The organism is Enterococcus faecium (genome assembly GCF_029023785.1).
In the GTDB taxonomy this organism is placed as follows: domain Bacteria; phylum Bacillota; class Bacilli; order Lactobacillales; family Enterococcaceae; genus Enterococcus_B; species Enterococcus_B faecium.
Genome location: NZ_CP118955.1, coordinates 255,257 through 281,120, shown reverse-complemented (window position 1 = coordinate 281,120; position 25,864 = coordinate 255,257). Strand labels below are relative to the sequence as shown.

Genomic DNA, 25,864 nt, shown 5'->3' with positions numbered 1-25,864 from the left:
TATGAAAATTAGCAATGACAACAATAGTGATGTAAAAAAAAAAACGGAAAACAATCACTTGTTCTCCGTTTTTTGATTAATCAAGCATCTAAAGCTTCTTTTCTTCTTTCTTGGATCGTAGCTACCTTGACGAACGGTAGATAGATCAAAATAGAAAGAACCAAATTGACAGCGGCTAGTACACCACCTGCAATACTTTTTGTTGCCAATACACCGCCAATAATTGGTGGAGTTACCCATGGAGGCATAACGGTAGCTGCTGGCACTAAACCTGTAGAAGTCGCAAAGTAAGCAACACTAACTAAGACCATTGGTGTCAAAATAAATGGAATGAACATGATCGGGTTCAACACGATAGGTAACCCAAACATCGTTGGTTCATTAATATTGAAGACACCTGGCGCAATCGACAAGTTTGTTACAACCATATATGGTTTGTTTTTACGTCCTACTAAATAAATAGCTAACAGTAAACCTAAAGTTGCACCTGTTCCTCCTAAGTTGACAAAGCTGTCAAAGAAAGGTTTGTTCACGATAAACGGTGCGCTATGTCCAGCTGCGATTGCATTAACGTTTGCTTCAATGGCTGGCGCATTGATTGTTTGCATCAAAGGATCGACCATATTCGCTCCGTGTAAACCAAAGAACCATAAGAATGGTGTGATAAATGCAAGCAGTAAGGCAGATGGATAAGAGTTTGCAAGTCCCATAAATGGTTCTTGGACCACTGTATAGAAAGAACCTACGATATCATCAACACCGAATGCAGCAAAAATTGCAGCAACTAAAGCAAACGCAGAGATAGTGATCATTGCTGGTAGTAATGAAGCAAATGCTTTTGCAACTGCCGGTGGCACACCATCAGGCATTTTGATGATCAATTTTTCATTTCCGCTTAAACGTACAAAGATTTCTGTTGAAATAATCCCAACAATAATAGCAATAAACAAACCGTTTGAGCTCATACCTAATGCTCCGCCTAAAGCGAAGAAAGAGCCTAAAGAAATCACACCTGCGGAAACACCGTCTTTTCGGTAGCCGTTAGCTAAATGATAAGCAAGCAAGAAAGCAATCAAGACAGAAAGAATGGCAAATGTACCGTTCCAAGCAGCAGCCCCGAATCCTTTCCATGATTCACCACCAAAAATTGAGTTCATCAATTCTTGGAACCCGGGAATCGGTAAGTTATTGATCATTACTGCTAATGCTCCTAAGATCATTAACGGCATACTCACCATAAATGAGTCCCGAATCGCAACTAAATGCCGTTGTGCACCAATTTTTGATGCTACAGGTATAAAATGTTTCTCCATAAATGCAACAAATTTATCCATAAATCTTCCCTCTTTTCTTTACTGTAGATTACGCGTTCAATCGACGATACAGATCAATGATCTCTTTTGCTAAATCTGTAAAAGCTATAGATGTCATCAGATGATCTTGACTGTGGACCGTCAAAAGCGTGACTTCAACGTGATTTCCTTGTGCTTCTTGTGTCAGCATCTCTGTTTGAGAGTGATGTGCTTGGACTAAAGATTCCTCTGCATCTTTGATTTTTTCATCTGCTAAAGTGAAATCACCTTTTTTCGCAGCAGCAATCGCTTCCATTGCATCGCTTTTTGCATTTCCGCCAAACATGATCAGACCCATGATGGCTTCTAGATTTTTTTGATCTTCCATTTATTGTATCCTCCGATAATTTTTATTATTTGTTTATTAGTTTTTCTGCTTGGTCGAGTACTTTTTCACCATTCATCATGCCATAGTCAGCCATATTGATTACATCTAAAGGAATGCCTTTAGGTGCTAGCTTTTCAGCAAATTGATTTTGCATAAAGCGTACTTGCGGTCCTAAAAGTAAAACGTCTACATTTTTAGATTCTAGTTGATTATCCGCATCTGAAGCAGATACAGCAAAGATGTCTGCTTCCATTCCTTTTGCTTCTGCTGCCTTTTGCATTTTTGTGACTAGGAGACTTGTACTCATTCCAGCTGAACATACAAGCATGATTGTTTTCTTTTCCATTTTAAACACGTTCCTTTCTATACTTACACTTGTATATAAGCAAGTAGCGTGCCAACTTTAAAAGCGCTTTAAAAAGTTGATATCATCACATTTAAGGTCTATACCAAGTTGCATACACACTAAAAAAGAAAGCGCACACTAAACACACAAATTAATTTTTATTACCTTTTTTCTTTTAACGTGCACAAAAAAAGTTGTGACACAAAACTTGTCACAACTTTTTTCAAATAAACGGTATTCAAAAGCTTGCATCTGCGGTAATAAGTCCAACCAAGTTAAAAACATAAGATGTTGTTTTTACTTTGCTATTCTTATTACTTGATGCAGGACAGCTTTTTCACAACCTCTCAATAAACGGTGTTCAATCAGCTGACCCTGGGTATTAGCTCAAAACGCTGGATTCACAACCTCTTTTATTTCAAATAACCAGTAAATACAATGAACATCTACAAAAAACTTCTATTTATTTATAGATTTCGTCAGGCAAATCCAATTCTCTCTTATCAATCAAAGTCTGATACCACGAAGCAGATTTTTTCAATGTTCTGCTTCGTTCATCGTTCAATTCGATTCGAACTAATCCATATCGATTCTTAAATGCATTCATTGGTGACACACAGTCAGTGAATGCCCATAACATATAGCCTTCGCAATTTGCGCCTTCTTCTGTTGCTTTGATCAAGTAATGCAAATGCTGTCCGATAAATTCGATACGGTAATCATCTTGCACGATTCCTTTCTCATCCATATACTGTTCTTCATATTCTCTTCCCATACCGTTTTCTGTTATCAGCCAAGGGATATTATGATAATTTTCTTTTAGATACATGGCTATATCATACATGATTTTCGGATAGATTTCCCATCCCCTGGAATTATTCATTTTCTTCCCAGGTAAATCAAAGACTTCATAATATCGTTCAGGATGGAAAGGTGTCTCTTCATTCCATTGATAACGAGGGGCGCGAACGCGTTTAGGATAATATTGATTGATTCCAAGGAAATTTACTGTATGATGCTGAATCGTTTCTAAATCCTCTGTTGCAGGATCGAAATAAATCGATTGTTTTTGACACAACTCCAGGAACTCTTCTGTGTAGTATCCTTTTACCATCGGATCAAAAAATACTCGATTATAAAACAAATCATACATATAAGCAGCTTTTTGGTCTTCTGGAGAATTGGATCGAGCATAGACCATTTCAGGATTTAAAATACAGCCAATCCTTCCACCATAATTTCCGCTGCGGTAAATCTCTACTGCTTTAGCCGTTGCTAAAACTTTATGATAATTCCACATCATCCACTTTTTTGTGTTTTGTTCATGCGGCCAGCGAACAGCATCCAAATAGCAACGCGTTTGGGGAACGATTGGTTCGTTGAATGTAAACCAGTTTTTTACCCTATCACCGTAACGATCAAAGGCAATTTGAGCATACTTAGCATAAAAATCAACTACTTTTCTTGAAGACCAGCCATCATATTTTTCCAAAAGAAAAGCTGGGACTTCATAATGTTCCAAACAAATCATCGGTTCTACGTCTGCTTCGATCAAAGAGTCGATCATTTCACTTATATGCTGAGCATATTCTTCATCTACTATACAGTTCTCATAATCAGTAAAAAAACGAGCCCAATTGATAGAAGTCCGATAATGTGTCAGATGGATGGATTTCATCAGATCCACATCCTGCTGGTATTGTTCCATAAAATTAGTTGCTACGGCTGGGCCATACCCATTATGCCAAACAAAATGTTCATTTTTATACCAGCTATCTATAAACGAATCCTGTCCTTCTTTTTTTCCTTTCCAACCTTCCGTTTGCCAAGCAGAAGATGCAGCACCAAGAATAAAATTTTTTGGAATAGTAATTTTCATGATTTCCTCCTGTTTTTTAGATCCCATCATTTTCCACACGATTTGCTACTTTTACAAATGGCAGATAGATCAAAATAGAAACAATAATACAAACAAGTTGCGTAATAACTGCACCGATATTTCCTGCTGTTGCCAGATAAGCATTGACGATCGGCGGCATTGGCCAAGGGACCATTACAACTGCTTTCGCCGCAAATCCTAAAGCGGTTGCAAAATAACCAATCGTTCCAGTGATAAGAGGCGTTAAGATAAACGGAATAGCTAAAATTGGATTCAGCATGATCGGCATACCAAAAATAACTGGTTCATTGATGTTGAAGATCCCAGGAGCAAGGGATAACTTGGTGATTTGTTTCATATCTTCCCGTTTTCCAACTAACAATACTGCAATCAGTAAACCGATCGTGACTCCAGACCCGCCCATACTCATATACATATCCCAAAATGGCATAGTAATAATGTTCGGTACTTCTTTTCCAGCTTCAAAAGCTTCCGTATTTACAGCAATTGCCGCTAAAAGCAACGGTTCCCGTATCGGCTTCACCATTTGATTTCCATGGATACCAATCACCCAAAAGACTTGCGCAATAAACATCAATAGCAAAATACCCGGTAACCCTTGTACGACACCTTCTAATGGGCGTTGTACGACATTGTAAATGATATCATAAAGGTACATTCCTGTAAGTTCTTTGATGATAAATCCCGCAGCCGCGATACCCGATACAGTCAGAATCGTCGGGAATAAAGCAGAAAAACTAGCAGAAACATTCGTTGGCACGGTATCAGGCATTCTCAGCTGTAGTTTCTTCTGTTTCCTCAACCAGCAATAAAGTTCAATAGAAAGGATGGAGACCAACATTCCCAAAAATAACCCTTTCGTATCTGTATATTGTTTAGCCAATACGTTTTCTACTATAACAGTCTGATTTTCATTCACTAATTCATAAACAGTTGGATTAACAGATAAATAAGACATCACTGCGATGATACCAGGGAATACACCATCCACTTTATTCAGCTTGGCTAATTCGATCCCTATCAGAAAAACAGCATAGATGGTCAAGAAACTTAGTGTGACATAGCTGATGGCAGATGCGATAGGCTTTAATTCTTCTAAAAAACGCAAGAAACTTATCTGTGCTAAGCCATTTTCCGAGTCAAAGACCATTGCTGAAAACAATGTGCCAAAAGCACCCGTAATAATTACCGGAATCAATGCAGCAAATGCGTTTTTTATCACCATGATATACCTTAAATTATTGATTCTCGTTGCCACGTTCCCTAAAACATTGGCTAATTTATCCATAAAACTCATTCCAGATCCCCTCATTCCTGCTTCTTCTCCTTGACGTCATCTCTTTTTGTCTATTAGTCAGCGCTTACATTTCGATGAACAGAAACTATTTACTCCTCTTTTTTACCAAATATAAAACAAAAATTCATCTGATGTATTTATCATAAAATACATCAGATGAACTGTCAATTAGTTTCTTTTTCTCCTATTATTTTCTGTAATTCTCTCCGATTTATTGCCATATGGACAGTCATTGCATCAAACGCAGCAAGTGCATTCCGCCTTTCGATGGCCTGAACGATCTCTGTATGAATATCGATCGTCTCGATTTTCAGATGCTGGATATCATAATTTTTATTAAACAAAGCAATTGATTCATTAATGATTGGGATAATATGCAGCAAGGCTACGTTTCCGCTAGCTTCTGCAATCATCGTATGAAAATCGATGTCTAATTGAACATGTTCTTGTGTGCCTTCTCGAAAAGAAGTTTCAATCTTTTGCGTTAATTTTTTCATTTGGACGATTTGATTCTTCGTTGCATATTCCGCTGCCAAACCTGCCATCTTAGGCTCCAATAAATATCTCAGTTCAAATAAGTCTCGTATCATCCGATCCTGATCTTCAATCAAAGAAAAACCGAGTGGGTCATTGGCAATCCCTCGCTTATCACTGACAAATGTCCCCGCTCCTTGCCGAACTTCAAGGATATTCCTGGAAGCTAGAGCCCGCACAGCTTCTCGCACCGTGCTTCGCCCCACCTCTAAATAATCGGACAATTCATATTCATTCGGCAGTTTATCTCCTACTTGCAACTGCATTTCCTTTAAATATCTAAGGATCTTGTCAGTAGTTACTTCTACTAGGGTTTTATTTTCTTCCAAACCACATACCTCCTTTTCATCTGATGTATTTTTTCGTAATTATTATAACACGTTTGAATCATCTGATGATTTTTTGTATACAAAATTGATTAATCCGTTCATAGACATACAAACGAAGAAGATATTTACCATAAAAAAGACTAGGATAAAATTCACTCCTAGCCTTCGATCATTTTTATTTTGAACGACAAAAAATATGATGTTCAATAACAGACGATCTTCATTCGATTCTTGATGTCATCTTTTGTTTTTTTTAATATATGGATAAAAAGTTTGATTACATCGTTTCTATTCTAGAATTTGGTCGATTCTCAATTCTTCTTCTGGTGAGAAATCTAAATTATCCATCATTCGAACACTTTCTTGTAACTGACTTAACCGACTTGCTCCGACCAGTACACTTGTAACAGATTTTTGTCGCAAATTCCATGCAAGGGCCATTTGCGCTAATGATTGTCCTCGTGATACGGCGATTGTTTGCAGTGCTTTGATTTTTTCCAGAGTTGATCCAACTTGTTCTTCTGAAAGGAATGGTATTTCCTTACGATGTGCTCTAGAATCTTCAGGAATACCATGTAGATAACGATTTGTCAGCAACCCTTGAGCAAGCGGACTGAACGTGATTGCCCCTAGCCCTTCTTCTTCTAATACTGGAGATAGATCGTCTTCTAGTAGTGCACGAGAAAACATATTGTAGCGCATCTGATGAATAATGAACGGTGCTTCCTTTCTTTTTAAAATTTCAGTCATTTTTTTTGTATCTTCTCCATTATAGTTGGATATACCAATATATAATGCTTTTCCTTGTCTTACAAGTTGCATCAAAGCTTCTGCTGTTTCTTCCAAAGGTGTATCAGGGTCTGGGCGATGATGATAGAAGATGTCAACATAATCTAGCCCCATTCTTTGGAGACTTTGGTCACAACTTGAAATGATGGATTTACGAGAGCCCCATTCCCCATATGGCCCTTCCCACATATGATAACCTGCTTTGCTAGAAATAATCAGTTCATCACGGTAGGCTTGAAAATCTTCTCTAAAAATACGCCCAAAGTTTTTCTCTGCAGCTCCAGCAGGGCCTCCATAATTATTCGCAAGGTCGAAATGGGTAATTCCCATGTCGAATGCGCCTCTTAAAATCTCTCTTTGATTATGGATAGGATCATAATCACCAAAATTTTGCCATAATCCGAGAGATAAAATCGGTAATTTCAAACCTGAATGACCGGATTTACGATATTCCATTTTTTCATAACGTGCACTATCTGCAATATACAATTTTTCTCCTCCTCATCAAATCTTTTTAAAACGCTTTCTTTTTTCTATTTTTAGTTTACTACATTTTAAAGAAAAGGAGTTAATCAAAATGATTTTTTCGTATATTTTTTTGCCATTTGTTTTTTACTCGTTGATAGATCAGAAATTGATTACGTGCTTGCTGGATTTTTTTATAACGTTTCGGTTGTTTTTTGTAAAATTGCTGATGATAGTTTTCTGCTGGCCAAAACGTACCGGCTGGTTCGATTTTTGTGACGATTGGTTGGTGGAAAGTTCCTGAACTGTCTAGTTTCTGTTTTGATTGTTCCGCTAATTCTTTTTGTCGTTCGCCTTGATAAAAAATCACTGGACGATATTGCTTCCCTCTATCTTGAAATTGTCCAAATGTATCTGTGGGATCAGTAATTTGCCAATAGATTGTCAGCAACTCGCTATAACTTATTTCTCTTGTGTCATAAATGATCTCCACAGCTTCCACATGACCTGTGTAACCACCACTTACTTGATCATAATTTGGTTTTTCAACATGTCCGCCCGTGTATCCTGACAAAACAGATAGGATCCCTTTTTTCGATTCAAACGGCTCGACCATACACCAGAAACATCCCCCTGCAAATACTGCACGTTCTTGATAGTCAGCATCTTGCATGGCATGCTTGGAAAAGTCATATTTTTGCTCCTTATCAAATCCTTCCGTAATCAATAAATAAAAGTCCATTACATCAGGCGTCAGATTCATTCGGATAGCTAATGGACGTAGTGTTGCTTCTAGTTTTGATAACTGTTCTTTAACGGATATATTTTCTCTTATGTCATTCTTTGTCTGAATCAATACTTTTCGTTCCCAATCTCGTGTATTCGGATTCAAAATCAGATTATAAAGTGTTTGAATGAATATTTGTTCCTCATCCATAGATTCTCCTCCTTTCCGAAGAAGACAAGCTAGTGACTTTAGCTGTAATTTATCATAAAGTGAGGAAATAAGCGATTACTTCATCCCCCTACAGATTTTTCGTATAAAAAAGAGAGAATCCTTATCGACAGATTCTCCTTTTTAATCAATTTATTTTATAAATGAAAAGTTAATTTACCTTTTATGGAAAACTATTTTAAAAAATAAACATAAATATGCAGTTAATGTAACAAGATAAGAAATAATAGTCGTTACTGTATAACTTGTGCTTACTTTAATATCAGCAACTCCTTTGACTCCGCTTATTTGTACCAATCCATTAGCATTCACCTGCTCCTTTACAGGTTGATGATTTATTTCTACATTCGTTCCTAAATAAGCATATACAGGAAGTGTGATTACTTGGCTCTTCTCATTAGTTACTCTATATATGATAGAACTACCAGTTGTTTTATAAGGAAGGTTTACCCATTGACTGCCAATCTTTGCTTCGTGTTTTATTATATGCTCCTTATTCTCCAATGAAGCGATAGGAGAATAATCATATAAAAAATAATCCATTCCTTTAGTGGTATACGCCTCTACTGTTTCTTTGTTTACAACAATATGTCCCGGCTGAGAAATTATTTTTTGATTGAAATTTTTTTTACTAGAAACAGTTAAAGTGATTAATAACAAAACAGTCATAAATAAATAAAATAGTTCTCTTGTCTTATTGTATCTTCTATTTTTGAAAAATATCATCGTTAATATCAGAGAAGAGAATATTATTTGCAAGCTTAAGATCCGCCAAGGAAATTGTAACAATTTGGCTGGCGTATTTTGCAGAAGATACCATGGCACCAAACTAGTTGTAGCTAGCCAAGTCAAACACGTACCATAATAAATCTTTTTTTCTATGTTTGTTAATTTTTTAAATAAAATCAGGGGAATACATAAAGATAACAGACCAACTAGTCCCATTGAGTAAGTAGTTAAGTCGTTGTTCATAGCTTCAGTCAGACTATCGAACACATTAGATGCATGAGCATATAAATTTGTCACGCTAGGTTTGTTGATTTTTTGGTAGAGCATTTGTTCAAACATCGGATACCAAAAAGCACTCGTCAGAACCAATGTCATTCCTGCCGCACTAAATAATTTTTTAAATATAGCAATAAAATCTGCATTCTTGAAACCTTTAGAAACCAAACGAATAAAAATAAAAATGATAATTAATGCTGTACTCATTAATGTTGATAGTACATGGCTGTACACTAGCAAACTCATACTCAATGCTAGCTTTACAGACGGATACTTTTCTTCTTTTCCAGAGATGATTTGATAAGCATAAAATAATACAGGGATAACAAGTGTTATTGCGATAGCTTCGGCAATTGCGGAACGATAGTAGATGTCTACTGTCCGATAAGCAGAGAAAATATAGAGACAACTAAATAAAAATGCCGCTTTTTTTTGTTTTAAAAACCGCTCGCCATAATGATAAGCTACGAGTGTTGTACACAAGTTCAATAACCAAACGTAAATAATATAGCTTACAATCAAATTTTTTGTCATCCAATATAACATTACAGCTGGAAAAAAAGTCAGAAAGGGATAAAAATAATTTACACCATATCCAGTATAATTGAATGTCTCATAATTAATCGGACTGGTAAAAATAGTCGATAACCCCTTGATTCGAGATAAGTGAAAAGAAAGATCTCCAGTGGTATAAATACTCTGTGTATTTTTGAAAAAGATGAAAGAATATATACTACTAACTATAATTAATCCACTCAATATTACTACTTTTTTATTTATTTTCATTCTTCTTGTTTATCTCCTTTTTAGTCACATATCGAGAATCTTTCAACTTATTAGGTGCAAATCGTTTAAAACTTGAATACACCACTAAACAATAAGTCAGAATACTGATCCATAAAGCCATGAGAGCAGTTGGAGTATATTTTGTTGTAATTTCTATCTTATTTTCTCCAGCATTTACATCCACATTCACTAAGCCATGTTTTTTATAAGAGTCATTTACGACTTTACCGTTTACTTTTACCTGTGTACCTAAATAAGCATATACTGGTACTGTCACTTTTTGCTTTTTGTTGCTTGCCACTGTGTAAGTAATGTTATTATCTGCAGCTTTATACTTCCCTTTTTCCCACGATTCTCCTACTTTTACTTCATGTTTTTCTAAGTGAGGCCTTTCTTTTATCGCTTCTGTTGGGGCGTAATCGTATAATCCTCCCATATCTGATGTTGTATAACGTGGGAGTGTTTCTTCATTGATAACAATATGACCGTGTTTTGATTGGATAACTTTTGCGTAATTTTCTTTTGCTGCTATAGACGTGATGAGTAGAAACACCACAGTAGCGCCAATGATTAACCATGAATATTTTTTATTCATAGTCTTTTTCATAAAAACAAGCGTTATGATCATTGAAGAAAAAAAGATTTGGATACCTAAGATACGCCAAGGAAACTGGAGCAAGCTTATCGGTGTTTTTTGAAACAAAAACCATGGAAATAAATTAGTTACGCATACCCATGTAGAAACTACGCCAACATAGATGATTTTTTCTTTTTTCTCCATTTCTTTCAGTATGAATAAAGGAAAAATCAACGCAACCAATCCTAATAACCCCATAGTGTATGTTGTAATATCGTTATTTAACGCTTGAATGATACTATCTGAAATAGAAAGTGCTTCTAGCTGCAAATCTGTTTTGAAGGGACTGTGTATTTCTTGATAATTCATCTGCTGCAACATAGGATACCAAAAATAGCTAGTTAATGCACAAGTCAAAAAAACAGCCTTTACTAAATTCACGACCACAAATTTTATATCGTTTTTTATTTGCTTGCTTAAAAACAAACGAACTATAATCATACAAGCAATCAATGCACTACACAATAGTGTAGTTAAGACATGAGTATACACAAGTAGACTTATACTGACAGATAAAGCGATGACTTTTTTTTCTCTATTGAATATCAATCCATAAGCATAATATAAAACAGCTGGGATAATCGTAAGAGCGATTGCTTCTGCAATTGCGGATCGATAATAGATATCAACTGTTCGATAAGTTGCAAAAGTATATAAACAACTAAATAAAAAAGCAGCATCTATCTTTTTAAAAAACTTTTCTCCATAATAAAAACTAATCAGAATCGTACAAATATTTAATAACCAAATATATAGAACATAACTTAATATTAAGTTATTTGAAATTCCATAAAAAACGACTGCAGGAATTATTGTAAGAAAAGGATAAAAATAGTTCAGTCCATCTCCATAGTTGTTAAATGTTGTATAGTTGATTGGCCCTTCAAAAATAGAAGATAACCCTTTGATTCGTGAAAGATGAAAAGATAAATCACCTGTTGTATAAATTTCTTGAGCATTTCTCATAAAATTTACTGAATATAAAGTACTAAGTAAGATAAGAACTACTAAAAGAAATGCTTTTTTACTTATTTTCATAGATTTGTTGTTCTCCTTTTTTAATTCTATTTTCAGTATACTAGAATTGTCTTTTTTTAATAAGTTTTGCGTTAAATTTTTCATAGCACTAGTATGATATACTAGAAAAGAATCAATTTTTATTACTTTTAAATAGGAGAAAAAAATGAAAAAAAACAAAAACCAAATAATAGATATCATTTTTATGTTATTTCTAAGTTTTGCTTACGTCATCCCTCTATTCATGTCTAAGGGAATCTATCATAGTGTCAATCAGGATACTTACTTTCATTTATCTCGAATCATAGGACTAGATAATGTATGGAGTTCTCCAGTAAACTTCAATAACTTCGATCATCATGGAACAATGATGAATATTTTTTATCCATGGCTTACTCTTTATCCAGCTTTTTTATTTTATAAAATGATGGGAAATCTTGTTTTAAGTTATAATATCTACTATTTTTTTATCACTTTTTTAACAATGGTCGTTTCTTATTTTTCTATGAAACAAATAAAAAACAATCGTTATATTTCGCTGTTATTTTCGATTATTTATACATTTTCCGCCTATCGTGCCATTGACATATTCCATCGTGCTTCATTGGGAGAAGCTGTCGCTTTAACATTTTTGCCTTTGATACTAATGGGGTGTTACGAAATTTATATTAGAGATTACCAAAAATGGTACTGGTTGTCTATTGGCATGACGCTAGTAGTGTATACTCATTTACTTTCTGTCGCTATGGTTTCTGTATTTATTGGAGGAACGTTGTTTCTTTCTTTTTATTTTTGGGACCAAAAAATCGCTAGACTCTTAAGTCTTTTAAAAGCTACCGTCCTCACCTTTTTTTTAAGTGCGGGATTCTTAATTCCTTTTATTCAACAATCTAGAGCACAAGAATTGAAAGTCCCACTGGGAAAAGAATTAAGTGGTATGGCTCCTAGTGATATGCTGACACATATTTTAAATAATAACTATAACAACTATACTATTGGATTATTCTTATTTCTCGGATTGATTGGTGCTTTTATTTTTATAAAAAAATTAACTGCTGATGATTTATTTATTTTCTTTCTTGGTGTATTTGTTCTTTTTTGTTCAACCAATTTATTTCCTTGGCAACTTTTTAACCATACACCAGTTAAGAGTCTACAATTTGTCTGGCGGTTAAATGGTTTTTCTTCTTTATTTATAGCCTATACGATGAGTATAGTGATCTATTATATTTTTTCTACTAAAAATAATTCATGGAAAATAATGGTCTTTACGTTTCTTGCACTAATATTGCATCTCTCAGGAGTAAGCAATTCTATCCATGCTAACAAAGATTCATTAACACTTATAGCACCTGAAGACGCTGTTGCTATAGCTGAAAATTACAATCATACTGATTATGCAAACAAAGAGTCAATCTATCATCCTGATATGATTAATAATGATCAATATTTACTAGGTAACCAGGAAATAAATCCAACAACTCATTTTATGAGTAACAAACTTACAATTGAATTAGATAATTCGAATAATAAAAATACTGTCTTGACGACACCTATTTATCGTTATAAAGGGCAAGTGGCTTCTATTAATGGCAAACTAGTACAAACAAAATTATCTAAGTTTGGCACAACTGAATTAACTATTCCTCCAGGTATAAATAAAGTCGTTATTACTTATCAGTACACAAAACTAGCAATTGCTTCAAGATATTTATCTATCGTTACTTTGATTTTATTTTTACTTTATCGATTTACTTTTTCTAAACAAAAACAACCGAGAAGAGAAGTACAACATTCTCACTAGATTTTTATTTAAGAAAGACTTTTTAGCTGTACACATAAACAGGCTAAAAAGTCTTTTTTTATATTTCTTTAATTTGCTTCATACATTATTTAACATCGATATTTATACTGTGAAACATGCGTTTCATCCATTATCAAAGTATTTTTATCGATAATAAACTTCATCCAAAAACAGACCTTGTGCAGGGACGGTTTCTCCTGCATGTTGCCGCACTTTGCTTTCAAATATTTCATCGATTGTTTCTATCGGCATGGCACCTGTGCCGATTTCTAGTAATGTCCCCATGATAATCCGCACCATTTTATATAAGAATCCGTCTCCGACAAAAGTAAAATGAAGCATTTCTCCCTTTCGTTCGATAGATAATTCATCAATCGTACGCACTGTGGATTTTTTTGATTTTTTCAATGCAGAAAAACCAATGAAATCATGTGTACCCACTAATTTTTCGCAAGCTGCATTCAGCTTGTCCATATCCAACTCTTGAGGGAAATAAAAGCTGTGGTTTCGCTCAAATGCTGAAGGAATCACGTTGTTCCAAACATAATAGCTGTATTTTTTGCCCACCGCATTATATCTTGAATGGAAGCGCTCAGGCATTTCTTCGATTCTTTTGATGACAATATCCCGCGGAAGGTAACGATTCATAAAGTCGATCATTTCTGCCAGTCCAATTTCTGTGTTTGTTTTAAAATTTGCTACTTGTCCTCGCGCATGGGTGCCAGCATCTGTTCTTCCTGATCCAATAATTTCTATCTCTTCATTTGTCATCTGATGCAATACTTTTTCGATTTTTCCTTGAATGGTTTTATCGTCATCTCCAAGTCTTTGCCATCCTGAATATCTTTTTCCGTCATATTCGATTGTCAACTTGATGTTTCTCATATTTTAGTGGCTCCTCTGTCTTCCATTTGGTCTTCTCTCTACCTTTTTAAGATTGTAGCACAAAATATAGCTCCTTGCTTCTCTAAGACAGAAGCTATACAAGAAAACTGTGGAAATATATATTTCAGAAAAACAAAAAACAGCCACCGGATGAAGTATCCGCTGACTGTTCAATTTGACGGCTCAAGTTTTACTGTTTGAGATGCAAGATACTCAACCAGGCAATGGGCACATAATTAAAGAAAAAACTGATTCTTTGGCAAAAACCTATTTTATTCAGTAATGGCCAAGAATTTATAGAAGGAATTCTTGCCAGTCCATAAATCGCCGCAAAAAGCAAACTGATCACAGACAGTCCAAGGTATAAGTGGCTTACGTCCATTTGCCCATTTTTTCGATAGATCAAGAAAAGAAGAACTGGAAACAATAAAAAACCACTGTAACCTAAACCTGATCCGATATTATGGACCCATGTCGAGACATTCCACGAAGATTCATGGGTATTGATACTGAACAAACCTGTAAAGATACAATCACCTATACCATAGAACGCGATGGCTGCTGTAACTAGGGTAGCTAACACACGAGATGTACTTACAAATGCAGCATACAATGCAGGCAATGACAGGATGAAAAAGATCCCTGAAACCACAGACCAAATAAGAAACGCTTTTCTTACAGGACTGGAAACCTCTCCAAATACACTGATCACGCTCTTCATTTGATCTAATTCAGGATAATACAATCCTAATACGTACGGAGTCAAAAAATCACTCAGCACGCCTAATAATAAAAAGAAAAAACCAAATTTACGTAAAAAATCCATGATACGCCTCCAATAACAATTACCTATGCTTTTAATTGTTATTATAAACGACTTTATCTTGATTTAACAGAAACCTCTATTTACACGAACATCTATATAACTCATTAAAAACTCGAATCATTTTAAAAATACTAAATATCTAACGTTCAACGTTCACTTAATCCATCTAAACAATCTTTCAATTTGATTTTTTCCCCACTTCTTTTACGCGCGCCTAGCTCTCCTATTGCAGTAAACAACAGATCACTTGACGAATTTAAGGCAGTTTCCATTGAATCCTGGATAACACCGATAATAAATCCAATACCGACGATTTGCATCGCGACATCATTAGAGATACCAAACAAACTACATGCTAATGGAATCAATAACAGTGAACCGCCCGCAACACCTGAAGCTCCACAAGCAGCTAAAGCAGACAAAATACATAAAAGGACTTTCAAAACAAAAGGTGCTTCAATCCCTAAAGAATGTACAGCAGTCAACGTCATCAAGGAAATGGTAATCGCGGCACCGCCCATATTGATCGTAGCACCTAACGGGATCGATATGGAATAAGACTCTTTTGTCAATTTCAATCTTTCAGCCAACATCATGTTTATCGGGATATTTGCGGCAGAACTTCGGGTAAAGAAAGCGGGAAGTGCGCTTTCTTTCAAACAAAAGAAAATCAATGGATAGGGATTTTCTTTAATAAACAAAAACGTGAGGAATGGGTACACAACTAATGCGACAAACAGCATCGTACCGATCAAAACAAGTAAAAGCTGCAGATACTCTGCCAATCCAGCGATTCCAGTCGTAGCAATTGATTGATAAACCAATCCTAAAATCCCTATCGGAGCAAATGCAATAATCACTTGTACGACTTGTGACAACGCTATAGATATCTGATCCACCAACTCTTTTGTCGATTCTGAACGTGCTCGAAAAGCTAGTCCCAACAATACAGCCCAGAATAAGACGCCAAGGTAATTCGCATCAATAAGAGATTGAACAGGATTTTGTGTGACATTCGTCAACATAGTAGATAAAACACTTTCCAAACTTTGCGGTGCTTTTTCAGATACTGTTTCTTGTAAAGTAATAGGAACAGTAAAAATTGAACTTACAATAACTGCTACAAGTGCAGAAAGCAATGTTCCCACTAAATATAAGATCAAAATAGGCTTCACGAATGTCTTATTCCCAATTTTATGCTTGGCAATTGACGCCATCGTCAAGAAAAAAACCAGAATAGGTGCGATTGCCTTCAAGCAACTGACAAACAACGTTCCCAATATTGAAATAAATGTCCATGTGGGGAAAAAGATACCAAACAATATTCCGACTAAAATACCAACAACAATACGTTGAACTAACGACATATCCAAAAACTTCTCTAACAAATGACCACCCTTTCACAATTTTAACAATCATTGTATCATTTTATGCAAAGAAATTAAAGGTATAATTTTCTAAAAATTCTAACAATACAAACAACCATTTCTTGCTAATTTTGTACTTTTTCTGTCTACACGTTGTTTTTTGAGATATTCTAAGTTAGGATGTTATTAATGGGCAACTTATCAGGAAACGTTTTCTTATGTTTTTGTCCAATTTTTTTGTGAGGTGTTTATTCTTGAAAAAAATAAAGAAGGAGAGTTATGGCTTCCTGACAATCTTTGTCGCTTGTATAATGATGGTTTTACAGCGTATATTGATTTCAGCAGTCACTATTCCTACATATGCAACAAACCCTGGTCGATTCTACATCTATACATTTTTACAAACTTCCGTTGTTATTGGTGCAAATTTGATCCCACTTTACATGGGTTACCAATATCAAAAAATCGCCCGTTTAAAAGTTTTACATTATTTAAGTCGTTTTGCCTTTATATTCCTAATAGCCACACTAGTTTGCAATATCTTTTTTTACGTACAAGCTGGCAGCTTGAATATTCGTGATTATTGGCTTATCCTAACACCTATCAGTCAGAATTACTTTACTTATGCTGTTTCTTGTACTTTGCTTTTTTGTAGTATTCCTTATACAGTTGGATTTTTAAATAAATTATCGAAAACAACAATTAAATATCTACTATTATTTTTAACAATTGGATTAGTTGGCTGCTCTGCTCTATTTAATAAAGACCCGTTTGCATTACAGAATGGACAGAGTATTTTATGGATTTTTTATTTATTTTTAATGGGTTATGGTTTGAAAGAATGGAACTGGAAAGAAAAGGTCCGCTATAAGCTTCCTCAAGTATTTATCAGCTTGATTGTTTTATTCGGTTTGATTATTTTGATGACACAAATTTCACTCATCATCAGAGGAAATACAGATACAGCGCTGAGGTTTTCTAAACCATATTCTCTCTTCGCAATGTATTATACTTTCTCTTCGTTTTTATTTTTAGAAATGCTATCTGATAAATTAGGTATAAAAGGAAGAGGAAATTTTCTTGCTGTATTTTTGATTGTCACTCAAGTTATATGTAATTTCCCTTTAGTTTCTTATCGCGTATCTACATTTATGAAACGTGAATTTCCAAACTCAGGGAAGGCATGGCTGATAAATATCGGGCAGTTTTTTATTTGCTATTTATTAGCAGTGTCCCTCCTAGTTATCTTTTTATTTTATATACAAAAAATCCGTTTCATTCATCGTTTCATCGAATACTTCGCTTTTGATTCGATTGAACAATTAACTCAGCGTTGGAAAAAAAGAATTCATTGGCTTTTTGTTCATAAAAGTTATTTTTTAGTTGCAGCATTTTTTTACTGCTTTACCTTCGTGCAGATTTTCGTTTTAGAACCAAAAGAAGGTTGGAAAGAAACTATCCAGGTTGCCTTAAAAATATTTACTCAGCGACAAGCACCCATGATCCTGACAATCATCATTATTATGGGATTTTTCTTCTTACTATTGTTGATTTCCAATCGTTTTTGGTACGCCTTGACTGCTACCTTGATCATTAACTTACTGCTCACTATTTCGACAGTAATCAAAATGGAAATGCGGGAAGAGCCTGTCTTTCCTTCAGATTTAAAAATGCTGACCGGATTGTCAGAACTATTATCGATGGTTAGCCCAGTCTTATTAATCGTGGGCGGATTGATCCTTCTCCTATTATTGATTACTAGTATTATTGTACAACGTAGACTACAAAAACAGTATTCCTTGAAGATTCATTGGAAACGTCGATTTATCAGTATCGCTGTATTATTAGGATGTTTTTCGGGTGTCTTTTTCATTAATCACAAAAATTCGCCTTCTTTCTTGCTGTTTAATTTATTTAAAGTAAACAAGACTTTCTTTAACCAGCAAGGCGCCGTAAAAGATAACGGACCAGTCATTCAATTCCTAAACAATATCGACATTAAAATCATGGAAGAACCTGCTGGCTATTCGAAAGAAAAAATTAATGGAATAATGAAAAAGTACAACACAAAGGCAGATGAAATCAACCAAACAAGAAGTGACTGGTTAAACAATCAGACGATCGTTCTCAATTTAAGTGAAAGCTTCAGTGATCCTGCACGTGTCCCTAATCTGACAGTACCTACAGACCCTATTCCTTACATCAAAAGCATTATAACAGAAGGAACAGGAGGATTGATGTTATCCGTCGGTTATGGTGGCGGAACAGCTAACATGGAATGGGAAGGACTGACAGGCTTGAGTATCAGTAACCTGTCTGCTTCGTTAGTTACACCTTATACCCAGCTAGTGGAGCGTCAGAAAATAAGTCCAAATATTACCGATCTATTCGATGAAAAAATAGCCATCCATCCTTTTACAGCTGCTCTTTATCGCAGAAAACAAGTGTTTGATAAATTTGGTTTTGACAGGTTCTATTATTTAGACAGTCCGGATAAATTAACTTATACGGATAAAATAGAACAAAGCCCACGCATATCGGATGATTCAGCATACAAAGAAACCTTGAAAGCTTTACAAAGCAATACAGAAACGTCACAATTCATCCAATTATCCACTATGCAAAACCATATGCCTTATGATGATTACTATAGTGAATTGAACTACACTGCTGAAGGAACTGCTGTCATTCCTAATAGAAGAAAAGAATTACAAACTTATATGCAAGGCCTTCACTATACCGATACAGCAGTAAAAAAATTCATCCAAGAAATCGACAAAATCGATAAACCGATTACCTTTGTTTTTTATGGTGACCATTTACCCGCAATCTATAGTGGGAATGATTCGAAAAAATATGGATTAGAACAGCACCAGACAGATTATTTCATTTATAACAACAAGTATAGTCGTGAACAAGCAGCTACGTTAAATAAAGAAGTTGTTGCTCCTAATAACTTTGGTGCTATGGCTCTTGAGCATGCGAATATCAAAGTAACTCCTTACTATGCGTTGTTGACAGAAGTATCTAATCATCTACCTGCATTAACAATTGATCCTACAGAAAGCTTGTCTAATCGTTTTAATGGAAAACAGGTCTTTGTTACAGAGGATAGTCAAATTATCCAAAAAAAAAATTTAACTGAGAAACAAAAAGAAATTCTAGAAGATTATCGTCTGATACAATATGATCTTGTTGCAGGTAACCAGTACAGTGCAACATGGGCGACACAAAAAATAAAAGACTAACAAATAAACTGAGCAAGGGGTTGTGATAAAAGACATGTCACAACCCCTTGTTTATCTCATTAATTTGCTTGTCCATAAACGATTTGATTAAAGCCATTTTTCAATTCATTATTCGCTGTCTCGTTGAAGTAAAGATAATTATCGGGATTCCCCTGATTTTGTTGTGTCACCAATACTTTTGGCTGATTTTGCTGAAACCCGAATAGATAGACGTGCTTTTTCAGATATGGTTCTGTCTCTGCATCGGAATAGACGGCTGTGATTTGATAGTCTGCTTGACCTGTCCCACTTTCTGACCATTCTGCAGAAACAGGCACTCCACCAATAGCCATCTTCCACTCCCCGTTCAAAATAGCTTGAGGGACTTTAAGACCATATAAGTCCACACTCATTTGATTCGTATAACTTTTGTATTGTTGTCCCATTGTTTGGCCCCATTTGGTCATAAATGCCTCTAATTGTGCGGATTTGTCTGCATTCCACAGTGTTTGTTCAACTTGTTCGCTGCTTTCTGAAGAGGAAGATGAAGCCTCTACAGAAGAACTTGAAGTAGATGTTTGAGTTGTTTCAGTCGTTTTGGAAGACTCTGACGAAGTAGAGGTATCTGCTGTTTCTGTACTTGCTGCAGTTGACTTGCTCTCTGTGCTAGTTGTTGTAGTAGTTGCAACTGTTGCTTTCGCTGTTTCTTTTGTTGATTCTTTTTTCGATTCATTCCCGTTGGTACAACCAGCTAACAAAAAAGCTAGACCAATTGTTACTAAAATCCTTTTTTTCAATTAAAAAACTCCTTTCGATTACTCCCACTTCTTTATTCTATCAAATAAGCAATGTGATTTTATTGATTTTTCGTATTTTCTCATCAATCTTTCAAATCTTCTAAAAACTGAGAAGCACCCGCTGATGTTGTCTGTAATACATCAGCGGGTGCTTCTTTTATTTTAATCTTCGTGATTTTCCAATTTACCTCACGCTTTATATTTGTATTTGAAGAAACATAGACTTTTAGTCATCATCGTCTTCCTCATCCAAATCTTGTCGGACAGTTTTTCCTTGGAGTCTTTGTACTTGGTAGATGATTTCTTTATTGAAACTTAAAAGTTCAACAAGCAATTGTTGCAAGCCATATTTTTCTTCTTTTTCAGCTAATTTGATTGCCCGTGTGATAAAGACATTTTGGAAATCAAAATCTTTTGCAAAGTTTTCCAACATTGTTGAGGCTGGTAAATATTTGTTTTGACCATGTTCGTAAATTTTTCCATAACGCATGACTTCTTCTAAAGTAGACGGAACGATTTCATTTTCAATCACTAACTCATGAGAGATTTTATTGAACCATCTCGCTTCTTGATCAGCATATTCTGAAAAAAGGGTACTTAATTCTTGCGAAGATGTACCCAAAACATACAATTGTGCTTGGATCAATTTCATTTCTTCTAATTTAAAATTTGCTAATACATGCCCCACCATGGCGCCAGCAGTTGGTTTATGATGGTCGATATCTGCTTGTTTTGTTTCTTGAACAAATTTTTCTTCCACTATATTCATTGATTTACGCCTCTTTTACTTTTGCTGATTGGACTTCATAACCTAATTTTTCCACAACTGCAGCTAATTGTTCAGGGTGGACTTCATCTGGATCAAAGTTTGCTTTGATTTTGCTCGCATTAAACAAAACTTTCGTATTGCTTACCCCAGGCTGTTGAGAAACCGCATGTTCGATTTTTTGCATACAGCTTGGACAAGCTAGTGTATCTAATTGCATAATAATTTTTTTCATCGTAGTTCTTCCTTCCTTTTTCTTGATAGTCTTATTCTAGATTACAGCTTCCATAAAAAAATTGATTCTTATCAAGTTTTACGATTTTTCTTCTTTGCTTTCGTGTCCAAAATACAATAAACGCATCGCGTTAAAGATAACGATCAAGATACTAGCTTCGTGAACGAACATCCCACTAGCCATGTAAATAAACCCGGCAAATAAGCCGATGAGTAAAAATAAGACGACACCAATGGCAATCACTACATTTTCACGGGTATTTAAAACAGTTTTCTTAGCCAAGCGGTAGGCATGAACCAACGATTCAAAATTAGATTGCATCAAGACAACGTCACTCGTTTCGATAGCAACATCCGTTCCTGATCCCATAGCAATCCCGATATCAGCCGCAGCCAAAGAGGGAGAATCATTGATTCCATCTCCAATAAAAGCAACGCGCAATCCTTGTTCTTGGTATTTTTTCACAAATTGAACCTTTTCGTCTGGTAATAATTCAGCATGGACTTCATCAATGCCTAACATATCAGCTACATAATCAGCAGTCATCTGATTATCACCTGTCAGCATCACTAACTGTTTTGCTCCTGCTTGTTTCAACTTAGCTAATTGTTCAGCGACTTCTGGTCGAATCACATCTGACACACCTATGATTTGAGTGATTTTTTTGTCGATTGCTACAATAATGACCGAGCTGCCTGTTTGTTGTAATTGATGTAAATCTTGTACTTGCTTTGGTGTGAGAGAAAGTTTGTGAGCGGCAATCAATTTGGTGTTGCCCGCACAAACTGTATGACCATCAATCTCAGCTGTGATTCCTTGTCCCTTGATTGTCTGATTATCTTTGACTGCTAATTGTTGAAAATCAATGTCTTTCTCCTGAGCATAATGGATCACGGCGCGCCCCAGAGGATGATCGGATAACGTTTCTAATCGAGCCACTAAAGCTAAGCTGTCCCCTTCATCCTCTGTATAGTTCTTGATAGTGGATACAGCAGTAGTTCCTTTGGTCAATGTACCAGTTTTATCAAAGACAAAAGTATCGATTTTGGAAAAAGTATCCATTGCTTCACCGCCTTTGACTAAGATGCCCCGTTTCGCTCCATTACCGATTCCTGCTACATTCGAAACAGGCGCACCAATGACTAAAGCGCCAGGACAACCAAGAACCAAAACAGTGATTGCTAAACGAAAATCACGACTAATCAGACCAACAACCAACGCAATAAGTAAAACGGTTGGAGTATAATACTGAGAAAATCGATCAATGAATTTTTCCGCATGGGATTTGGTATCTTGTGCTTCTTCTACTAATTCGATAATTTTGGCAAAGGTCGTATCATCTCCGACCTTAGTTGCTTCAATCGTCACGTAGCCATCTGCTAAAATCGTTCCAGAGAAGACTTCATCTCCACTGATTTTGACGACTTGTCGTGATTCACCAGTCACTGCGGCTTCATCCGCATACCCTTTCCCGTCAATGACTCGTCCGTCCACAGGAATAGCTCCACCAGTTTTTACTAAGACGATATCGCCTTCTTCCACGTCATCGATTTCCACTTCTTCAGTCGTTCCATCTTCTTGGACAACACTAGCAGTAGATGGGGCCATCTCGGTCAAAGCCTTGATTGACTCCCGCGTTTTGGTCAATGTTTTTTGTTCCAGATAGCTACCAAACAAAAACAAGAATGTAACGATAGCTGACTCCTTGTATTCTCCGATCATAAAGGCACCAAGCACAGCAATAGTAACGAGTAAATCAATTGAGATAACTTTGACTTTCACTGCCTGATACGCATGGATCATAATAGGTATGACCGCAATAATAGAAGCTATGGCTAGAGCAATGTTATAGAACAAGACAAAACCAGTAAATTTTCCGATAAAACCAAAAATAATCAACACAGCTGATAAGGCGGTGATATGATTTCGATGCTCTTGGATCCACTTTTGTAATTTCATCTTTCTCCCTCTTTTCCTTTCATTCTTACGAGACTAAGTATAGATACTTATCCATCATAAAAAATTGACCACTATCAAGTTTAGTCAAAAAGGCGGTTTTCTTTTGGTAGAATACACTACAAAAAATAGTTAGCAAGAAGACTCACTAAAAGTGATCTTGCCAACTATTGTCGTTTCTATCGAAATTTTCATTGAATGATTTTCCTGTACAGCATACATCGGAGATCTATTTCTTTATCTAAGATTTTTATCTTGCTAATTTTTTCCTTTAGTCTTTCAAATCCACGTCGTTCATAGAATTGATACGTACAGCCACTATCTGTAAAAAGGAATATTTCTTTTCCTTTCTCTCTTTTTTCAAATTCTGTTAGCAACTTGGTACCGATGCCTTTTGTTTTCAAATCAGGATTTGCAGCTAAAAAAATGATCTCTCCATCTGGCGAATGCTTCTTTAAATATGCTGCAAGCATTTGTTCATTTGCTGTCTCGTAAGCTCCTTTACTTTCTTTAGCAAATATATTTTGTAAAAAATCGAATATCTTAACATATATTTGCTGTCCAAAAGAACGATGTTTCTTTTTTTCTCCTTTTATCTCCGCCAGCAAAACACCTGCCAACTCGTCCTCTGCATACAAAGCAAGAATTTGAGTTGCTCGATTCAACTCCATATACAAAAAATATCTTCCGTAAAGATTCAGCAGAAGTTCATTTTCCATATATCTCTCAAAGTTCATTCCTTCAACAGCAAAATAGATAGCTTTTTTGTAATCTTTCTTTTCTAAGGGTTTAAAAGTTAGTTTCATCATTTCGCCTCCTCAACTTCAATGATTGTGTTATACTTACATTATAATAGACACAGTGTCTACTATCTATAATCAATCATCTATAAGTTTGTCGATTAAGCGACAGCTTTGCTTTGATATGTCGGATAAGGAGATAGGTAAATGAAAAAGACAGATAGACGCGTCAAAAAAACAGAAAAAGCTTTGGCTGAAGCACTATCCACATTATTAGTAAATAAAAAGATTCAAGCAATCACTATACGCGAACTAACAGAAACGGCAGATGTACATCGTTCGACTTTTTATACACATTATAAGGATATCTATGATCTATATGATCAATTAGAAAGCAACTTTTTTCGGGATCTAAATGAAATTCTCTCTTATGATCCAGCCCATAGCTATGAGGAACTATACACTCGCTTGATTGACTATGTTTACGCAAATACTTTTTTATATCGCTTATTTATCCTCAACCATGGTGATATTTCGTTTCAGAAGAAAGTTAAACAAGTTATTGAAGAAAACTATCTGAACATATGGCTATATGAAGACAAGAAAACGATTATCACAGAAGAAATGAGATTCTTTACTACGTACCACGTCCAAGGTTGTCTATCCGTTCTCAATCGGTGGGTAGAAAGCAATTACAAGTACTCCAAAAAAGAATTATTAGAACTCTTACAGAAACTGAATGATCACATAGAGAAAATCATGCCTTGAATAAAAACATACTAAGCTTAGTTAAGAAGAACCGTAACCTTCTCGTATAACAACTGAATCTTATTTAGCCAAATTGTTTACTGAAGATTTTTTGAGTAAAATTTCTATAATTCCTACTTATTGAAAAGTAGTTTGTAGTGCTGCTTCTCCCTCTCTAAGTGATATATCTTGTTGTACCAATCAAATTCACCTCATCATTAATAAATTACTTTTAGGCTAATTTATTACAACTTATAGGTTGAAGCTGTAACCAATTTATAGTCATATTATATTTTTATCATCCAGTTTATTGAATTCTTCTCGTTTACCTCAATTCATTTTCAAGGGGAATCAGCTCATCATCTAACATTTTACGCCATGCTCGCTTCATTTCTTGTGGGTATTTAAATGGTTTCGCTTCTGGATGTTTGGCTTTATATCCTTCGTAATCCTTACTGTTGATAATTGCTTTCATATTAGGAATTGGATCTTCACCTGGCATATATTGCAGATTAGAAGCATGTAATTTTTTCTCAGAAACAAACCACTCATTGGAAAAGACATGAATCAAATCATCACTTACTTGTGTAAAATAGCGACGTTTAATGACAAAGATATCTTCATTGCTATCTAGTGTACCTTCATTTCTTTGTGCTTAAATTCAAAGATAATTTTCTCAATAAAGATTTTTGATTCCAGTAAGATTCCTTTACTCCTTTTACAACATAGCGTTGTCCTTTGTTTTGAAACATCTTCTTCCCCTCTTTGCCATTA

21 protein-coding genes and 1 pseudogene are annotated in these 25,864 nt (G+C 35.3%); 3 read left to right on the top strand and 19 right to left on the bottom strand.

Annotated elements, in window-relative coordinates; translation table 11 throughout:
- Nucleotides 1-80: 80 nt before the first annotated feature.
- The 10 genes from PYW34_RS01375 to PYW34_RS01330 form a co-directional block, all read right to left on the bottom strand.
- Complete coding sequence (locus PYW34_RS01375; protein WP_002287577.1) at nt 81-1,334, bottom strand: PTS sugar transporter subunit IIC; 1,254 nt, start codon at nt 1,332-1,334, stop codon at nt 81-83.
- A 28-nt stretch (nt 1,335-1,362) separates the two neighbouring features.
- The gene (locus tag PYW34_RS01370; protein WP_002287579.1) at nt 1,363-1,680 is read right to left on the bottom strand and encodes a PTS lactose/cellobiose transporter subunit IIA; all 318 of its coding nucleotides are present in this window, start codon (nt 1,678-1,680) and stop codon (nt 1,363-1,365) included.
- A gap of 25 nt (nt 1,681-1,705) precedes the next feature.
- On the bottom strand, nt 1,706-2,026 hold the full coding sequence (locus PYW34_RS01365) for a PTS sugar transporter subunit IIB (protein WP_002287582.1): 321 nt from the start codon (nt 2,024-2,026) through the stop codon (nt 1,706-1,708).
- A gap of 463 nt (nt 2,027-2,489) precedes the next feature.
- Nucleotides 2,490-3,905 carry a glycoside hydrolase family 1 protein gene (locus PYW34_RS01360; RefSeq protein ID WP_002333210.1) on the bottom strand — a complete coding sequence of 472 codons (1,416 nt, stop codon included), beginning with the start codon at nt 3,903-3,905 and terminating at the stop codon, nt 2,490-2,492.
- 16 nt (nt 3,906-3,921) lie between these two features.
- A complete protein-coding gene (locus PYW34_RS01355) occupies nt 3,922-5,238 on the bottom strand; it encodes a PTS sugar transporter subunit IIC (protein ID WP_002287584.1) in 1,317 nt (438 codons plus the stop codon).
- 149 nt (nt 5,239-5,387) lie between these two features.
- Nucleotides 5,388-6,086 carry a FadR/GntR family transcriptional regulator gene (locus PYW34_RS01350; protein WP_002287585.1) on the bottom strand — a complete coding sequence of 233 codons (699 nt, stop codon included), beginning with the start codon at nt 6,084-6,086 and terminating at the stop codon, nt 5,388-5,390.
- 288 nt (nt 6,087-6,374) lie between these two features.
- A complete protein-coding gene (locus tag PYW34_RS01345) occupies nt 6,375-7,331 on the bottom strand; it encodes an aldo/keto reductase (protein WP_002321245.1) in 957 nt (318 codons plus the stop codon).
- A gap of 112 nt (nt 7,332-7,443) precedes the next feature.
- The gene (gene msrA, locus PYW34_RS01340) at nt 7,444-8,277 is read right to left on the bottom strand and encodes a peptide-methionine (S)-S-oxide reductase MsrA (protein ID WP_002287588.1); all 834 of its coding nucleotides are present in this window, start codon (nt 8,275-8,277) and stop codon (nt 7,444-7,446) included.
- A 174-nt stretch (nt 8,278-8,451) separates the two neighbouring features.
- A complete protein-coding gene (locus tag PYW34_RS01335; RefSeq protein ID WP_002287590.1) occupies nt 8,452-10,086 on the bottom strand; it encodes a 6-pyruvoyl-tetrahydropterin synthase-related protein in 1,635 nt (544 codons plus the stop codon).
- Nucleotides 10,073-11,761: a hypothetical protein gene (locus PYW34_RS01330; protein WP_002334441.1), complete on the bottom strand. Its 1,689-nt coding sequence runs from the start codon at nt 11,759-11,761 to the stop codon at nt 10,073-10,075. The genes PYW34_RS01335 and PYW34_RS01330 overlap by 14 nt, the downstream gene beginning before the upstream one ends.
- A gap of 145 nt (nt 11,762-11,906) precedes the next feature.
- On the opposite strand from PYW34_RS01330, the gene PYW34_RS01325 reads away from it, so the two are divergent.
- Nucleotides 11,907-13,544 carry a membrane protein gene (locus PYW34_RS01325; protein ID WP_002305330.1) on the top strand — a complete coding sequence of 546 codons (1,638 nt, stop codon included), beginning with the start codon at nt 11,907-11,909 and terminating at the stop codon, nt 13,542-13,544.
- 144 nt (nt 13,545-13,688) lie between these two features.
- On the opposite strand, the gene truA is transcribed toward PYW34_RS01325, so the two are convergent.
- From truA to sstT, 3 genes are all read right to left on the bottom strand, one after another.
- Entirely contained in the window at nt 13,689-14,429 is a 741-nt protein-coding gene (truA, locus tag PYW34_RS01320) for a tRNA pseudouridine(38-40) synthase TruA (RefSeq protein WP_002294728.1), read from the bottom strand.
- A 190-nt stretch (nt 14,430-14,619) separates the two neighbouring features.
- On the bottom strand, nt 14,620-15,255 hold the full coding sequence (locus tag PYW34_RS01315) for a DUF998 domain-containing protein (RefSeq protein WP_002294730.1): 636 nt from the start codon (nt 15,253-15,255) through the stop codon (nt 14,620-14,622).
- 146 nt (nt 15,256-15,401) lie between these two features.
- Nucleotides 15,402-16,622 (bottom strand): serine/threonine transporter SstT, encoded by a 1,221-nt coding sequence (gene sstT / locus PYW34_RS01310; RefSeq protein ID WP_002304113.1) that lies wholly within the window; start codon nt 16,620-16,622, stop codon nt 15,402-15,404.
- Nucleotides 16,623-16,876: 254 nt separating this feature from the next.
- Between sstT and PYW34_RS01305 the strand changes: the two genes are divergently transcribed.
- Entirely contained in the window at nt 16,877-19,870 is a 2,994-nt protein-coding gene (locus tag PYW34_RS01305) for an LTA synthase family protein (RefSeq protein ID WP_015370986.1), read from the top strand.
- A gap of 59 nt (nt 19,871-19,929) precedes the next feature.
- On the opposite strand, the gene PYW34_RS01300 is transcribed toward PYW34_RS01305, so the two are convergent.
- The 5 genes from PYW34_RS01300 to PYW34_RS01280 all read right to left on the bottom strand — a co-directional run bounded on the left by PYW34_RS01300 (nt 19,930) and on the right by PYW34_RS01280 (nt 24,409).
- Entirely contained in the window at nt 19,930-20,646 is a 717-nt protein-coding gene (locus PYW34_RS01300) for a DUF4767 domain-containing protein (protein WP_002294735.1), read from the bottom strand.
- Nucleotides 20,647-20,872: 226 nt separating this feature from the next.
- The gene (locus PYW34_RS01295) at nt 20,873-21,415 is read right to left on the bottom strand and encodes a ferritin-like domain-containing protein (RefSeq protein WP_002294738.1); all 543 of its coding nucleotides are present in this window, start codon (nt 21,413-21,415) and stop codon (nt 20,873-20,875) included.
- Nucleotides 21,416-21,419: 4 nt separating this feature from the next.
- The gene (locus PYW34_RS01290; RefSeq protein WP_002294740.1) at nt 21,420-21,647 is read right to left on the bottom strand and encodes a heavy-metal-associated domain-containing protein; all 228 of its coding nucleotides are present in this window, start codon (nt 21,645-21,647) and stop codon (nt 21,420-21,422) included.
- A 78-nt stretch (nt 21,648-21,725) separates the two neighbouring features.
- On the bottom strand, nt 21,726-23,606 hold the full coding sequence (locus PYW34_RS01285; protein ID WP_002294742.1) for a heavy metal translocating P-type ATPase: 1,881 nt from the start codon (nt 23,604-23,606) through the stop codon (nt 21,726-21,728).
- 188 nt (nt 23,607-23,794) lie between these two features.
- Nucleotides 23,795-24,409: a GNAT family N-acetyltransferase gene (locus tag PYW34_RS01280; protein ID WP_002302651.1), complete on the bottom strand. Its 615-nt coding sequence runs from the start codon at nt 24,407-24,409 to the stop codon at nt 23,795-23,797.
- 141 nt (nt 24,410-24,550) lie between these two features.
- On the opposite strand from PYW34_RS01280, the gene PYW34_RS01275 reads away from it, so the two are divergent.
- On the top strand, nt 24,551-25,111 hold the full coding sequence (locus PYW34_RS01275) for a TetR/AcrR family transcriptional regulator (protein WP_002294749.1): 561 nt from the start codon (nt 24,551-24,553) through the stop codon (nt 25,109-25,111).
- Nucleotides 25,112-25,415: 304 nt separating this feature from the next.
- Here the strand turns inward: PYW34_RS01275 and PYW34_RS01270 are convergent.
- Nucleotides 25,416-25,730, bottom strand: a pseudogene (locus PYW34_RS01270) (hypothetical protein); the annotation flags it as partial.
- Nucleotides 25,731-25,864: the final 134 nt, after the last annotated feature.

What these genes read in the sequence shown, in the direction of transcription:
- PYW34_RS01295 (WP_002294738.1), bottom strand. Translation starts at nt 21,415, where the DNA reads ATGAATATAGTGGAAGAAAAATTTGTTCAAGAAACAAAACAAGCAGAT.
- PYW34_RS01315 (WP_002294730.1), bottom strand. Translation starts at nt 15,255, where the DNA reads ATGGATTTTTTACGTAAATTTGGTTTTTTCTTTTTATTATTAGGCGTG.
- PYW34_RS01365 (WP_002287582.1), bottom strand. Translation starts at nt 2,026, where the DNA reads ATGGAAAAGAAAACAATCATGCTTGTATGTTCAGCTGGAATGAGTACA.
- PYW34_RS01360 (WP_002333210.1), bottom strand. Translation starts at nt 3,905, where the DNA reads ATGAAAATTACTATTCCAAAAAATTTTATTCTTGGTGCTGCATCTTCT.
- PYW34_RS01355 (WP_002287584.1), bottom strand. Translation starts at nt 5,238, where the DNA reads ATGAGGGGATCTGGAATGAGTTTTATGGATAAATTAGCCAATGTTTTA.
- PYW34_RS01335 (WP_002287590.1), bottom strand. Translation starts at nt 10,086, where the DNA reads ATGAAAATAAATAAAAAAGTAGTAATATTGAGTGGATTAATTATAGTT.
- PYW34_RS01325 (WP_002305330.1), top strand. Translation starts at nt 11,907, where the DNA reads ATGAAAAAAAACAAAAACCAAATAATAGATATCATTTTTATGTTATTT.
- truA (WP_002294728.1), bottom strand. Translation starts at nt 14,429, where the DNA reads ATGAGAAACATCAAGTTGACAATCGAATATGACGGAAAAAGATATTCA.
- PYW34_RS01275 (WP_002294749.1), top strand. Translation starts at nt 24,551, where the DNA reads ATGAAAAAGACAGATAGACGCGTCAAAAAAACAGAAAAAGCTTTGGCT.
- PYW34_RS01285 (WP_002294742.1), bottom strand. Translation starts at nt 23,606, where the DNA reads ATGAAATTACAAAAGTGGATCCAAGAGCATCGAAATCATATCACCGCC.
- PYW34_RS01280 (WP_002302651.1), bottom strand. Translation starts at nt 24,409, where the DNA reads ATGAAACTAACTTTTAAACCCTTAGAAAAGAAAGATTACAAAAAAGCT.
- sstT (WP_002304113.1), bottom strand. Translation starts at nt 16,622, where the DNA reads ATGTCGTTAGTTCAACGTATTGTTGTTGGTATTTTAGTCGGAATATTG.
- msrA (WP_002287588.1), bottom strand. Translation starts at nt 8,277, where the DNA reads ATGGATGAGGAACAAATATTCATTCAAACACTTTATAATCTGATTTTG.
- PYW34_RS01330 (WP_002334441.1), bottom strand. Translation starts at nt 11,761, where the DNA reads ATGAAAATAAGTAAAAAAGCATTTCTTTTAGTAGTTCTTATCTTACTT.
- PYW34_RS01290 (WP_002294740.1), bottom strand. Translation starts at nt 21,647, where the DNA reads ATGAAAAAAATTATTATGCAATTAGATACACTAGCTTGTCCAAGCTGT.
- PYW34_RS01345 (WP_002321245.1), bottom strand. Translation starts at nt 7,331, where the DNA reads ATGGAATATCGTAAATCCGGTCATTCAGGTTTGAAATTACCGATTTTA.
- PYW34_RS01375 (WP_002287577.1), bottom strand. Translation starts at nt 1,334, where the DNA reads ATGGATAAATTTGTTGCATTTATGGAGAAACATTTTATACCTGTAGCA.
- PYW34_RS01370 (WP_002287579.1), bottom strand. Translation starts at nt 1,680, where the DNA reads ATGGAAGATCAAAAAAATCTAGAAGCCATCATGGGTCTGATCATGTTT.